Here is a 13,300-nt window from a genome sequence, read left to right on the forward strand (position 1 = left end):
TAGTTATGCGAGGATGAAGCGGTACAAAACCATATCCCTGATAGATGCCGATTTCCGCCGCCGCGCAGAGCACTCCAAGGCCCTTGCAGGAAGCAGCTTCCACATCGAGCCGTTCGAAAGCGTCGAGGAGTTTCGCCACCAGGGTCGGGCCGACACGCTGATCCTGGTGCACGACGATGGGACTGCGGTGGCCGACATCCTTGAGGATATGCGGACGCGAGATTACTGGTCGCCCGTATTGGGCTACGGCAAGATCCTCGATCCGGTGCGGTGCTCGCAGATCATCCTGCAGGGCCTGGTCGGCTATCTGCCCGACCCGTTCGACCGCTACGACATCGAGGCGCTGCTGGAAGGTGCCAGTGAGCAACTGACCAAGCTGATCGACTTGCGCTTCGGTGCGGCCGATGCCCGGCAGAAGATCAAGACCCTGACCAAGCGCGAGGCGCAAGTGCTGGAGCGGCTCCAGGCCGGCCTCACCAATCGCGAGATCGCCGACTCGCTCGAGATCAGCCCGCGGACGGTGGAGATCCACCGCGCCAACATGCTGCGCAAGATGGACACCAAGTCCGCGCTGACAGCCATTCGCATGAGCGTGCAGGCCAAGATCACGGGCTAAGCGCGAGCGACGATCGAGCCCGTGCTTGCGCCGCACTCGCTGCCGAACTGCTCGAAGACCAATGCTACCTTATGCAATCCCCGGTCGCTAAGCCGGATGTAAGTGCGACGCTTGTCGTGCTCGTCGCGGTTGCGCTCGACAAGCCCATGGCGTGCCAGTTCGTCGATCTGGCGCAACGCCGTCGAGTGTGACGCGCCCGAGGCGATGCAGGCGCTGCTTACCGGAACGCGCATGCCTTTGGCTTCCATGACGAATAGGTCGAGCAGGATGTCCCACGCCGGCTCCCCGAAGATCGGGCCGAACAGGCGGTCGCGGTGGCGCCGAGCCGCATAGAGGAGCTCGGCCAAGGCTCGCCCACGATCCAGCAATTCCGCACGTTCGCCCTCCGGCGCGACGTGGGAGGGGATTGCGACATTGCCGCCCTCCTCGCCTTCGCTACACTCCTGCCGCATCTGCTCGGCCATTGCGACCAGCTGTGCGGCCAACCTCTCCAGTTTTTCGCTAGGCATCGTCTTGCGCCTGCTTTCTTGCCGCCCCCGTGTACCTCTCGTTCTTGTTTGCATCCGCTCCAAATGGCGGACGCTTCAAAGGCATTACGCTCTGGCGCTGCCCGCGTTCCCTCAAACCTCGGAACATTGCGTAGGTTATGCTGCTTAGTCGCCGCTGCGTGGCTCAGCAGGCGATGCGCGGGAGCGACCGACCAGCAGGCTGGCGGCGACGAGTGCCAGTCCCACGATCGCGGCCAGCCATGCCCCCCGCTCAAGCTCGGTGACCTCGAGCCTTGCATCGACCCTGTGCCGTCCTGCCGGGACCTTGCACGTCGCCATAGCGGAGGAAGCCAGTGCTCGGGACGGCTCGCTCCAGGCAGCCCCGTCGACGCGGCACGACCAGCCGGTGAAGTTGAACTGATGCAGCGCGACCACAGCCGGTGAACGTGCCTCGACAACCATGCTCACTGCACGGTGGCCGAGTTGGTAACTGCGCACATCGCCAGCGCCCGACAGGACCGCGCCGCGGATGGGGTTGGGCTGGCCGATCGTCGCCCCCAGGACGTACTCAGAGCTGTCGCGGCTCTCCGCCAGGATCTCGGCAATGCCCGGCAGGTGCTTGTCGCGTTGACGCAGCGCCTGGACGGCGATCAGGCCTGCATCGAACACCAGCAACACAGGAACGAGGCCCCACAGCAGCCGGGCGAGCCTGGGCGAGCGGGCATATGCCTGCGCCAGCGCCAACCCGCTCAGGCCGGCGAGGGCAACCACCTGCACACCGAACAGGCGGAACGGGAACTGGATGCGGCTGAGTGGGGTCGGCAGGCTCCAGAACCAGCGCGAAGCCTCAGTGTTCAGCAGGGCGATGAGGGCGACTGATCCAGCCAGATACACAATATAGGGGCGCATGCCTCGACCGCGTGCCCACCATCCCAGCCACGCGAAAGCTGCGGCCATGGCGATGCCGCCCACCGTCAGCACCAAGGCCATCAGGTGCATCGCAGGATCGATCCACGGTGCGCCAGACAGCAGCAGCCAGTTCGTCGGCCGATTGCGCAAGCCGAACATCGCCGTCTTGTCCGTGAGGTAGTCCAGCAGGCCCAGGGCCGGCACGATGCACGGGGCAGCGACGAGTATGCCGGCCACAGAGGCCAACGCGCCGCGCCAGAGGACCGCACGGTCACCTCTCCCGAACTCGACGAGCAGCCATCCGGTCGAAAACAGCAGTCCGATCAGCGCTGCCGGCAAGTGGCAGTACAGGATCGCCGCGACGCTGGCGGCATAGCAGGCGAAGCCGCCGCGCTTGCCGCGAGCCAGCTGCCTGGCTCCGAACAGGAGCCACGGCATGACCGCGATGCCGGCAAGCTCCGCAAGCGCCGCACGCTGGTAGAAGTCGAAGAACGCGCGGTACGGCATTGCCAGGAAGACGAGCGAGCCGAACAGGGCTGCACGCGGTGAGAGGTCCATGGCCCGCAGCCAGCGCAGGCACCCGAAAGCACCCAGAGTGGATATCAGCCAGATACCCAGTGCGAGGCGCTGGGGCGTCTGCAACGCAGACGGCAGGATCGGCAGGAACAGGCTGCTCAGCCACTGCAGCATAGGTGGGTAGAAAAAGAAGACGGGAGATCCCAGGCTCTGGTTCAGCGTGGGAATCCAGCGCGGGTAAAGAACGCCGCTCCAAACCAGTGGCGCGAATACGGCCTGCCAGCGCAAGTGCACCGCCGCGTCGCCGACAAACCCCCACACGCCGCACAGCGCGGGCAGGACGATCGCGAAGGAGACCGCGCTGAGGATCGCCGCATGCCTCACGCCCTGACCATCGCGCCTGCCCCACCTTGCCATCACCGCCGTGTTCCCCACTTGCCCGCTGCCGTGCTTGAACGGTGAGTGTGAGCACCGCAAGTTGCCGATACGCATATGCAGCAGGGCACGGCGCCCACGCCATGCCAGGACGCGCAACTTGACCTGATGGCAGACTCCGTTTAAGGGCGCCCATCCCTGCGGGTCCGCTCGCATGGAATGCATAGACATAGAGCTGAACATTGCCGGGTGCGGGAGGAGCTTTCCTCCGGTCGCTTCGGGCAAAGTAATCCGGCGGGTGCGTCGGGTGGAGCGTTTTCGGCTCACGTGTTGGCGAACTTACGCGACAGGGCATTGGCCTCATGTCGCATCGCCGCTCGTGACACCCGGCATTCTCTTCCCTCCCTCCTCGCCACACCAGTGGACCGGGGTGCGACGGGTCCGTTCCGCGCTACCTCTCGTGAGATGCGCGGACCGGATCCATCGCACTCCCTTCAGGAAGAAGAGATCAATGCCCACTATCAACCAGCTGATCCGCAAGGGTCGCGAGCCGCAGAAGGCCAAGTCGAAGGTCCCTGCGATGGAGCAGAACCCGCAGAAGCGCGGCGTCTGCACCCGCGTCTACACGACGACCCCGAAGAAGCCGAACTCGGCGCTCCGCAAGGTCGCCAAGGTGCGCCTCACCAACCAGCGCGAAGTCATCACCTACATCCCGGGTGAAGGCCACAACCTGCAGGAGCACTCGGTGGTCCTGATCCGCGGCGGCCGCGTACGCGACCTTCCCGGCGTGCGCTACCACATCCTGCGCGGCGTGCTCGACACGCAAGGCGTCAAGGACCGCAAGCAGAGCCGCTCGAAGTACGGCGCCAAGCGTCCGAAGTAAGGTTTCACCGCGCTAAGGCCGGCACCGGCCCGCTTCCCCATCCGGACACCCTACCGAGGGTATCCTGTGGGAGGCCGGGTGGGGGAGCGGGCCGGTGCCGCAAGGCAGACCCGGATGGGTCTGCCGCACTCCGAAGGAGTTCAAGCAAATGTCACGTCGTCGTCGTCCCGAGAAGCGGGAAATCCTGCCCGATCCCAAGTTCGGGGATCTCATCCTGTCCAAGTTCATGAACAACCTCATGTACGACGGCAAGAAGTCGGTCGCCGAAGCGATCGTCTATGGCGCCATGGAGACCATGGAGACCCGCGCCAAGGCCGATCCGGTGCAGCTGTTCCACTCGGCCCTGACCAACGTCGCGCCGCAGATCGAGGTCCGCAGCCGCCGCGTCGGCGGTGCGACCTACCAGGTGCCGGTCGAGGTTCGCCCCGAGCGCGCCCAGGCCCTTGCCATTCGTTGGCTGATCACCGCGGCGCGCAACCGCCCGGAGACCACCATGTCGGCGCGCCTGTCGGGCGAGCTGCTCGACGCCGCCAACAACCGCGGCAACGCGGTGAAGAAGCGCGAAGACACCCACCGCATGGCCGACGCCAACCGCGCCTTCTCGCACTACCGCTGGTAATGCTCAGGGCCGCGGTTTGAACCGCGGCCCACCGGTGCTCGTCATCGCGGCGTCACACTTCTAATCAAGGGGTTGGGAACCTATCTTCCGACCGGTTCCCCTCCTCCGCACACCCAAGGATCAAGATCATGGCACGCAGCCATCCGCTCTCGATGTACCGCAACATCGGCATCATGGCGCACATCGACGCCGGCAAGACGACGACCACCGAGCGCATCCTCTACTACACCGGCAAGTCCTACAAGATCGGCGAAGTCCACGACGGCGCCGCGACCATGGACTGGATGGAGCAGGAGCAGGAGCGCGGGATCACCATCACCTCGGCTGCCACCACCTGCTTCTGGACCTCCGAGGGCCAGGAATACCGCATCAACATCATCGACACCCCCGGCCACGTCGACTTCACCATCGAAGTCGAGCGTTCGCTGCGCGTGCTCGACGGCGCGGTGGCCTGCTTCGACGGCGTGGCTGGCGTTGAGCCGCAGTCCGAGACGGTGTGGCGCCAGGCCGACAAGTACGGCGTGCCGCGCATGTGCTTCATCAACAAGCTTGACCGCACCGGCGCCAACTTCAAGTACTGCGTGCAGTCGATCATCGACCGCCTCGGTGCGACGCCTGCCGTGCTGTATCTCCCCATCGGCATGGAAGCGGACCTCAAGGGCCTGGTCGACCTGGTGAACAACCGCGCGATCATCTGGAAGGACGAGTCGCTGGGCGCCGAGTTCTTCTACGAAGAGATCCCGGCCGACATGGCCGACGAGGCTGCCGAGTACCGCACCAAGCTGGTCGAACTTGCCGTCGAGCAGGACGACGACGCCATGGAGAAGTATCTCGAAGGCGAAGAGCCCAATGCAGCGACGCTGAAGGCGCTGATCCGCAAGGGTACCCTCGCCCATGCGTTCGTGCCCGTGGTCTGCGGCTCGGCGTTCAAGAACAAGGGCGTGCAGCCCCTGCTCGACGCCGTGGTCGACTACCTGCCTTCGCCGCTCGACATCCCTGACGTCCAGGGCGTCAAGATGGACAGCGACGAGAAGGACAGCCGTCCGCCGGAAGACGGCGCGCCGTTCTCGGCCCTCGCCTTCAAGGTCATGAACGATCCGTTCGTCGGCTCGCTCACCTTCATCCGCATCTATTCGGGCACGCTCACCAAGGGCGGCTACCTGAACTCGGTGAAGGACAAGAAGGAGAAGGTCGGCCGCATCCTCGAGATGCACGCCAACGACCGTAAGGACATCGATGAGGCCTTCGCGGGCGACATCGTTGCTCTCGCGGGCATGAAGGAGACCACCACCGGCGACACCCTGTGTGCCGAGCGGTCGCCGATCGTGCTGGAGCGCATGGAGTTCCCCGAGCCCGTCATCGAGCTCTCGGTGGAGCCCAAGACCAAGGCCGACCAGGAGAAGATGGGCGTCGCGCTCAACCGTCTCTCGGCCGAGGATCCCTCCTTCCGCGTCTCGACCGATCACGAATCGGGCCAGACGATCATCAAGGGCATGGGCGAGCTTCACCTCGACATCATCGTCGACCGCATGCGTCGCGAGTTCAAGGTCGAGGCCAACGTGGGTGCGCCGCAGGTGGCCTATCGCGAGTACCTCGCGAAGCCGGTCGACGTCGACTACACCCACAAGAAGCAGTCGGGCGGTACCGGTCAGTTCGGCCGCGTGAAGGTCAAGGTCACGCCGGGCGAGCGCGGTTCGGGCATCACCTTCACCGACGAGATCAAGGGCGGTAACATTCCGAAGGAATATATCCCCGCGATCGAGAAGGGCATGCGCGAGACGGCCGCCTCGGGTCAGCTGGTCGGCTTCCCGATCATCGACTTCGACATCAACCTCTATGACGGTTCGTACCACGACGTCGACTCGTCCGCCCTGGCGTTCGAAATCGCCGGCCGCGGTGCGATGCGCGAAGTGGCGTCGAAGGCAGGCATCAAGCTGCTCGAGCCGATCATGAAGGTCGAAGTCGTCACCCCCGAGGAGTACCTCGGCGACGTCATCGGCGACATGAACAGCCGTCGCGGCCAGATCCAGGGCACCGACACCCGTGGTAACGCACAGGTCGTCGAAGCCATGGTGCCGCTCGCGAACATGTTCGGCTACGTGAACCAGCTGCGCTCGTTCACGCAGGGCCGTGCGAACTACTCGATGTTCTTCTCCCACTACGACGAGGTCCCGGCGAACGTCGCGGCCGAGGTCAAGGAGAAGCTTGCCTAACAGGCGAGATCACTTTAGGGGCGGCGCCTGCTTCAGTGGGCGTCGCTCATTTCCCACAGAACCAAAATCAAGCGAACAGAAGGTTTGAACAATGGCGAAGGCTAAATTCGAGCGGAACAAGCCGCACTGCAACATCGGCACCATCGGTCACGTCGACCATGGCAAGACCACGCTGACCGCCGCGATCACCAAGGTGATGGCCGAGGCGTTCGGTGGTGAAGCGGTTGACTTCGCCAACATCGACAAGGCTCCCGAAGAGCGCGAGCGCGGCATCACCATCTCGACCGCGCACGTCGAGTACGAAACCGAAGCACGTCACTACGCGCACGTCGACTGCCCGGGCCACGCCGACTACGTGAAGAACATGATCACCGGCGCGGCTCAGATGGACGGCGGCATCCTGGTCGTGAACGCTGCTGACGGCCCGATGCCGCAGACCCGCGAGCACATCCTGCTCGCACGTCAGGTCGGCGTGCCGGCGCTGGTCGTGTACCTCAACAAGGTCGACCAGGTCGACGACGAGGAACTGCTTGAGCTCGTCGAGCTCGAAGTTCGCGAGCTGCTCAGCTCGTACGACTTCCCGGGCGACGACATTCCGATCGTCAAGGGCTCGGCCCTGGCTGCTCTGGAAGGTCGTGACGACAATATCGGCAAGAACTCGATCCTCGAGCTGATGAAGGCCGTCGACGAGTCGATCCCGCAGCCGCCCCGCCCGACCGACAAGCCCTTCCTGATGCCCGTCGAGGACGTGTTCTCGATCTCGGGTCGTGGTACGGTCGTGACCGGCCGCGTAGAGACCGGCATCGTCAAGGTTGGCGAGGAAGTCGAGATCGTCGGCCTCAAGGACACCCGCAAGACCGTCGTCACCGGCGTCGAAATGTTCCGCAAGCTGCTCGACCAGGGTGAAGCCGGCGACAACATCGGCGCGCTGGTTCGCGGCGTTGCACGTGAAGACGTCGAGCGTGGCCAGGTTCTGGCCAAGCCCGGTTCGGTCACGCCGCACACCGAGTTCGACGCCGAAGTCTACGTTCTGTCGAAGGAAGAAGGCGGCCGTCACACCCCGTTCTTCGCGAACTACCGTCCGCAGTTCTACTTCCGCACCACCGACGTGACCGGCGAAGTGATCCTCCCCGAGGGCACTGAGATGGTCATGCCTGGCGACAACGTCACGATCGCCGTCAAGCTGATCGCGCCGATCGCCATGGACGACGGCTTGCGCTTCGCTATCCGCGAAGGCGGCCGCACCGTCGGCTCGGGCGTGGTTGCCAAGATCACGAAGTAAGCTTCGCGCTTCTTCGGGTTCTACCGAAACAAGAGGCCCGGCTTCCGAAAGGAGGCCGGGCTTTTTGGTGTGAGCCCTCCTTTGCTACCTAGGCAGAGGAGAATAAGCACGATCACCCCTTGCGCGAATCCCTTCACACACGTAAGGGCGCGCTTCGAAATTCTTCTGGGGCCGCGAGGCCCCTTTGCTCTTTCTCATCGGTAGGGACATGGAAGCTCAGAACATCCGCATCCGCCTCAAGGCGTTCGATCATCGCGTGCTCGATCAGGCGACCGGCGAAATCGCCGATACCGCTCGCCGCACCGGCGCTCTGATCCGTGGCCCCATTCCCCTGCCGACGAAGATCGAGAAGTTCACGGTCAACCGTGGTCCTCACGTCGACAAGAAGTCGCGTGAGCAGTTCGAGGTCCGCACCTACAAGCGCTTGCTCGACATCGTGCAGCCGAACGCTGCCACCGTTGACGCGCTCATGAAGCTCGATCTGGCTGCAGGCGTGAACGTCGAGATCAAACTCGCGTAATTCGCGACTAGTCGACGCACAAGTTTTGGTCTAACGGCCACATTCCTTCCGGACTCGCAAGAGTCCGGCTCTGGCAACCCAGTTGCTACGAGACAGAGCCACGGCGACCTAGCCGCCGCGGACACAAGGGATACCTCCGGGAGTTCGTCTCCCGGGAATGCGTCCCCCGTCTCGCTTCCGAAAGCCCACGCGGGCTTTGTCAGGGAGCACCCAGCCCGGACGGGGGCACGCATCGAACCAGGGCTGGACACGCCTGTCGGGATGGTCTCGGCAGGCCTCTGTTAAGGAGCATGGTCATGCGCACTGGCGTGATCGCCAAGAAAGTCGGGATGACCCGACTTTTCCAGGAGGACGGACGGCACGTGCCGGTCACCGTTCTGGCGCTGGAAGACAATCAAGTGATTTCGGTTCGCACCACCGACACCGACGGTTACGTGGCCGTCCAGCTCGGCGCGGGCGAAGCCAAGCAGAAGAACGTCGCCAAGCCGCAGCGCGAGCACTTCGCCAAGGCGCAAGTGCCGCTCAAGCAGCGCGTGGCAGAGTTCCGCGTCGCTGACGACGCCCTCCTCGACATCGGCTCGACGATCGCGGCCTCGCACTTCGTGCCCGGCCAGCTGGTCGACGTTGCCGGCCACACGCAGGGCAAGGGCTTCCAGGGCGCCATGAAGCGCTGGGGCTTCGGCGGTATGCGCGCCACCCACGGCGTTTCCATCTCGCACCGTGCTCACGGTTCGACGGGCAACCGCCAGGATCCGGGCAAGGTTTTCAAGAACAAGAAGATGGCCGGCCACATGGGCGACCGTCAGCGCACCCAGCAGAACCTCGAGATCGTCCGCGTCGACGACGAGCGCGGCCTGCTGTTCGTGAAGGGCTCGGTGCCCGGCTCGAAGAACGCCTGGCTGACCGTCTCGGACGCCGTCAAGGTCGCTCGCCACGCCGAAGCGCCCTACCCCGCCGGCCTGAAGCAGGCCGCCAACAGCAATGACTCGGCCGTAGCCGACACGCCTGCGGACAACACCGCAGCGGTCGAGACGACCGAAGGTCAGGAGGGCTGATCAAGTGAAGGTACAGGTCCTCAATCTCGACGGTTCGACCGGCAACGGCGACATCGAGCTCTCGGAAGACGTGTTCGGCCTCGCGCCGCGCGCCGACATCCTCCATCGCGTCGTCACCTGGCAGCTCGAGAAGCGCCGTGGCATCGCCCGCGCCACTCGCGAGCGTTCGGAAGTCGCCCGCACCGGCAAGAAGTTCGGCAACCAGAAGGGCGGCGGTACCGCTCGTCACGGCGACCGCGCTGCTCCGGTGTTCATCGGCGGTGGTAAGGCTCACGGCGCCCGTCGCCGCGAGTTCAACCCCTCGCTGAATAAGAAGGTTCGTGCGCTCGGCCTCAAGATGGCGCTCTCGGCCAAGGCCCAGAGCGGCCTGATCGTGGTCGACACGCTCGACGTGGCGGATGCCAAGACCAAGACCCTCGCCGGTCAGTTCGCTAATGCGGGCTGGGGCAAGAAGGTCCTGGTAATCGATGGCGAAGCGGTGAACGAGAACTTCGCGCGCGCTGCCGGCAACCTCGTCGGCGTGAACGTGCTCCCGGCTCTCGGCGCCAACGTCTACGACATCCTGAAGCATGACACGCTGGTGCTGACCCGCGCCGCTGTCGAGAAGCTGGAGGCGCGTTTCGCTGCCCCCGCGGGAGTGGCTGAATAATGGCTAAGAACCAGCAAGTGGATGTCCGTCACTACGACGTGATCCTCTCGCCCCACATCACCGAGAAGTCGACGATGCTCTCCGAGCACAACGCCGTCGTCTTCAAGGTGGCGGACAAGGCAAGCAAGCTCGAGATCAAGGCAGCCGTCGAGGCGCTGTTCTCCGTCAAGGTGACCGGCGTCAACACGATCGTCGTCAAGGGCAAGACCAAGCGCTGGCGCGGTAAGGAATACCGTCGCAGCGACGTGAAGAAGGCGATTGTCACGCTGGCCGAAGGCCAGTCGATCGACATCACCGAAGGCGTACGGGGCTGATCCGATGGCACTGAAGCATTACAACCCGACGAGCCCCGCCCGCCGCGGCCTGGTTCTCGTCGACAAGTCGAGCCTGCACAAGGGCAAGCCCGTCAAGGCGCTGACCGAAGGCAAGCACAAGACCGGCGGCCGCAACAACAAGGGCCATGTGACCTCGCGCGGCATCGCCGGCGGTCACAAGCAGAAGTACCGCTACATCGACTTCAAGCGTCGTAAGTGGGATGCTCCGGCGACTGTCGAGCGGCTCGAGTACGATCCCAACCGCACGGCGTTCATCGCCCTCGTCAAGTACGAGGACGGCGAGCTCGCCTACATCCTGGCGCCGCAGCGCCTGGCGGTTGGCGACCAGGTCGTCGCCGGCGAGAAGACCGATGTGAAGCCCGGCAACGCGATGCTCCTGTCGCAGATGCCCGTCGGCACGATCTGCCACAACGTCGAGATGAAGCCCGGCAAGGGCGGCCAGATCGCCCGTTCGGCAGGCACCTACGTGCAGGTCGTCGGTCGTGACCGCGGCATGGTCATTGTCCGCCTGAACTCAGGCGAGCAGCGCTACCTGCGCGGCGATTGCATGGGCACGGTGGGCGCGGTGTCGAACCCCGACAACGCCAACCAGACCCTCGCCAAGGCCGGCCGCAAGCGCTGGATGGGCCGTCGTCCGCTCACCCGCGGTGTCGCCAAGAACCCGGTCGACCACCCGCACGGTGGTGGTGAAGGCCGTACCTCGGGTGGTCGTCACCCGGTTACGCCTTGGGGCAAGCCGACCAAGGGTGCCCGCACCCGCAACAACAAGCAGACGGACAAGCTCATCATCCGTTCGCGCCACGCCAAGAAGAAGAGGTAAGACACGATGGCACGTTCCGTCTGGAAAGGCCCCTTCGTCGACCTGTACCTTCTCAAGAAGGCTGAGGTCGCGCAGGATGCCGGCACCCGCGCTGGTCCGATCAAGACCTGGTCGCGTCGCTCCACCATTCTCCCGCAGTTCGTGGGCCTGACGTTCCAGGTCTACAACGGTCACAAGTTCATCCCCGTCGCGGTGAACGAGGACATGGTCGGTCACAAGCTCGGTGAGTTCGCACCCACCCGCAGCTTCCCCGGCCACGCTGCCGACAAGAAGGGCAAGCGCTGATGAGCAAGCAAGCAGCACCCCGTCGCGTCGGCGACAAGGAAGCTCTGGCCGTCAACACCACGATCCGTGGTTCGGCCCAGAAGCTCAACCTGGTTGCCGGCCTGATCCGCGGCCGCCGCGCCGAGGACGCGATGAACATTCTCGCGTTCTCGAAGAAGGGCATGGCCGACGAGGCTCGCAAGGTTCTCGCCTCGGCGATCGCCAATGCCGAGAACAACCACAACCTGGACGTCGACGCGCTCGTCGTGGCCGAGGCTTCGGTTGGCAAGTCCATCGTCATGAAGCGTTTCCACGCTCGTGGCCGCGGCAAGTCGACCCGGATCCTGAAGCCGTTCTCGCGCCTTCGGATCGTCGTTCGCGAAGTCGAGGAGGCCTGAGCCATGGGTCATAAGTCCAATCCCATCGGTCTGCGCCTGCAGATCAACCGTACCTGGGACAGCCGCTGGTTCTCCGAGGGCAGCGACTACCGTCAGCTGCTTGAGGAAGACCTCAAGATGCGCAAGTTCATCGTCGAGACCCTGCCCCAGGCAGCGATCTCGAAGGTGGTGATCGAGCGTCCGGCCAAGCTGTGCCGCGTGTCGATCTATGCCGCCCGTCCGGGTGTCATCATCGGCAAGAAGGGCGCCGACATCGAGAAGCTGCGCAAGCAGCTCGCCGCGATGACCAAGAGCGACGTGAAGCTGAACATCGTCGAGATCCGCAAGCCGGAAGTCGACGCCAAGCTCGTTGCCCAGGGCATTGCCGACCAGCTGATCCGCCGCGTGGCGTTCCGCCGGGCGATGAAGCGCGCGATGCAGTCCGCGATGCGCCTTGGCGCAGAGGGCGTGAAGGTGATGTGCTCGGGCCGTCTCGGCGGCGCCGAAATCGCCCGCGTTGAGCAGTATCGCGAAGGTCGCGTTCCGCTCCACACGTTGCGTGCGAACATCGACTACGCCGATGCCGAAGCGCTGACCGCGTACGGCATCATCGGCATCAAGGTCTGGGTCTTCAAGGGTGAGATCCTGGGTCACGATCCGACGGCGCAGGACCGCCTGATGATGGAGGCTCAGACCTCCGGCGTCCGCCCGGCCCGCTGAGTCTAGGATAGAGTAAGCACCATGCTGCAACCGAAAAAGACCAAGTTCCGGAAGGCCTTCAAGGGCCGCATCCACGGACTCGCCAAGGGTGGCACCGACCTGAACTTCGGCTCGTACGGCCTGAAGGCCCTAGAGCCGGAGCGGATCACCGCACGCCAGATCGAAGCGGCTCGCCGCGCGATCACCCGCCACATCAAGCGTCAGGGACGTCTGTGGATCCGCGTGTTCCCCGACGTGCCGGTTTCCAAGAAGCCCGCCGAAGTCCGCCAGGGTAAGGGCAAGGGCGCCAACGAATACTGGGCCGCTCGCGTCAAGCCGGGCCGGATCCTGTTCGAGCTGGACGGCGTTGCCGGTCCCCTCGCCGCCGAGGCTTTCAGCCGCGCCGCGATGAAGCTGCCGATCAAGACCAAGGTTGTCGCTCGCCTCGGCGACACGACCCACCTGGGAGGCGAATGATGGCCAAGTTCGAAGACCTGTCGACCAAGACCGATGATCAGCTCAAGGATGAGCTGTCCGATCTGAAGCGCGAGCAGTTCAACCTGCGTTTCCAGGCCGCCACGAGCCAGCTCGAGCGTCCGGCCCGGATCAAGGAAGTGCGTCGCGACATCGCCCGCATCAAGACGCTGCAGACGCAGCGCTCTGCCGAAGCGGCGAAGTAA

At 64.5% G+C, this 13,300-nt stretch carries 17 protein-coding genes; 15 read left to right on the forward strand and 2 right to left on the reverse strand.

From position 1 onward, the window contains the following. The first annotated feature begins 13 nt into the window (after window positions 1-13). Window positions 14-616 (forward strand): response regulator transcription factor, encoded by a 603-nt coding sequence (locus tag GV044_RS13010; protein WP_159870479.1) that lies wholly within the window; start codon window positions 14-16, stop codon window positions 614-616. On the opposite strand, the gene GV044_RS13015 is transcribed toward GV044_RS13010, so the two are convergent. Next, window positions 613-1,125: a winged helix DNA-binding protein gene (locus GV044_RS13015; protein WP_159870482.1), complete on the reverse strand. Its 513-nt coding sequence runs from the start codon at window positions 1,123-1,125 to the stop codon at window positions 613-615. The two genes, GV044_RS13010 and GV044_RS13015, sit on opposite strands and share 4 nt — an antisense overlap. Window positions 1,126-1,269: 144 nt before the next feature. Next, window positions 1,270-2,946, reverse strand: a complete 1,677-nt coding sequence (locus GV044_RS13020) for a hypothetical protein (RefSeq protein WP_236554913.1) — start codon at window positions 2,944-2,946, stop codon at window positions 1,270-1,272. A gap of 469 nt (window positions 2,947-3,415) precedes the next feature. Here GV044_RS13020 and rpsL point away from each other — a divergent pair, with 469 nt between their 5' ends. The 14 genes from rpsL to rpmC all read left to right on the forward strand — a co-directional run bounded on the left by rpsL (window position 3,416) and on the right by rpmC (window position 13,300). After that, window positions 3,416-3,787: a 30S ribosomal protein S12 gene (gene rpsL / locus GV044_RS13025; protein WP_159870488.1), complete on the forward strand. Its 372-nt coding sequence runs from the start codon at window positions 3,416-3,418 to the stop codon at window positions 3,785-3,787. A gap of 148 nt (window positions 3,788-3,935) precedes the next feature. Further along, window positions 3,936-4,406: a 30S ribosomal protein S7 gene (gene rpsG / locus GV044_RS13030; RefSeq protein WP_159870491.1), complete on the forward strand. Its 471-nt coding sequence runs from the start codon at window positions 3,936-3,938 to the stop codon at window positions 4,404-4,406. 128 nt (window positions 4,407-4,534) lie between these two features. After that, entirely contained in the window at window positions 4,535-6,619 is a 2,085-nt protein-coding gene (fusA, locus tag GV044_RS13035; RefSeq protein WP_159870494.1) for an elongation factor G, read from the forward strand. Between the two features lie 91 nt (window positions 6,620-6,710). Then, window positions 6,711-7,901 (forward strand): elongation factor Tu, encoded by a 1,191-nt coding sequence (tuf, locus tag GV044_RS13040; protein WP_159870497.1) that lies wholly within the window; start codon window positions 6,711-6,713, stop codon window positions 7,899-7,901. Between the two features lie 208 nt (window positions 7,902-8,109). Then, window positions 8,110-8,421: a 30S ribosomal protein S10 gene (rpsJ, locus tag GV044_RS13045; protein WP_159870500.1), complete on the forward strand. Its 312-nt coding sequence runs from the start codon at window positions 8,110-8,112 to the stop codon at window positions 8,419-8,421. A gap of 296 nt (window positions 8,422-8,717) precedes the next feature. Then, window positions 8,718-9,476, forward strand: coding sequence for a 50S ribosomal protein L3 (gene rplC / locus GV044_RS13050; RefSeq protein ID WP_159870503.1), 759 nt, complete (start codon window positions 8,718-8,720; stop codon window positions 9,474-9,476). Between the two features lie 4 nt (window positions 9,477-9,480). Further along, window positions 9,481-10,125, forward strand: a complete 645-nt coding sequence (rplD, locus tag GV044_RS13055; protein ID WP_159870506.1) for a 50S ribosomal protein L4 — start codon at window positions 9,481-9,483, stop codon at window positions 10,123-10,125. Then, entirely contained in the window at window positions 10,125-10,439 is a 315-nt protein-coding gene (locus tag GV044_RS13060; protein ID WP_159870509.1) for a 50S ribosomal protein L23, read from the forward strand. The genes rplD and GV044_RS13060 overlap by 1 nt, the downstream gene beginning before the upstream one ends. Before the next feature lie 4 nt (window positions 10,440-10,443). Beyond that, window positions 10,444-11,280, forward strand: coding sequence for a 50S ribosomal protein L2 (gene rplB / locus GV044_RS13065; RefSeq protein ID WP_159870512.1), 837 nt, complete (start codon window positions 10,444-10,446; stop codon window positions 11,278-11,280). Between the two features lie 6 nt (window positions 11,281-11,286). After that, window positions 11,287-11,565 carry a 30S ribosomal protein S19 gene (rpsS, locus tag GV044_RS13070; protein WP_058737548.1) on the forward strand — a complete coding sequence of 93 codons (279 nt, stop codon included), beginning with the start codon at window positions 11,287-11,289 and terminating at the stop codon, window positions 11,563-11,565. Then, window positions 11,565-11,942: a 50S ribosomal protein L22 gene (gene rplV / locus GV044_RS13075; protein WP_159870531.1), complete on the forward strand. Its 378-nt coding sequence runs from the start codon at window positions 11,565-11,567 to the stop codon at window positions 11,940-11,942. Before rpsS ends, rplV begins: the two co-directional genes overlap by 1 nt. Window positions 11,943-11,945: 3 nt before the next feature. Continuing rightward, on the forward strand, window positions 11,946-12,641 hold the full coding sequence (rpsC, locus tag GV044_RS13080) for a 30S ribosomal protein S3 (RefSeq protein ID WP_159870534.1): 696 nt from the start codon (window positions 11,946-11,948) through the stop codon (window positions 12,639-12,641). Between the two features lie 21 nt (window positions 12,642-12,662). Next, window positions 12,663-13,097: a 50S ribosomal protein L16 gene (rplP, locus tag GV044_RS13085; RefSeq protein ID WP_159870537.1), complete on the forward strand. Its 435-nt coding sequence runs from the start codon at window positions 12,663-12,665 to the stop codon at window positions 13,095-13,097. After that, window positions 13,097-13,300, forward strand: coding sequence for a 50S ribosomal protein L29 (gene rpmC, locus GV044_RS13090; RefSeq protein ID WP_201299062.1), 204 nt, complete (start codon window positions 13,097-13,099; stop codon window positions 13,298-13,300). The genes rplP and rpmC overlap by 1 nt, the downstream gene beginning before the upstream one ends.

Source organism: Novosphingobium sp. 9U, from assembly GCF_902506425.1.
In the GTDB taxonomy this organism is placed as follows: domain Bacteria; phylum Pseudomonadota; class Alphaproteobacteria; order Sphingomonadales; family Sphingomonadaceae; genus Novosphingobium.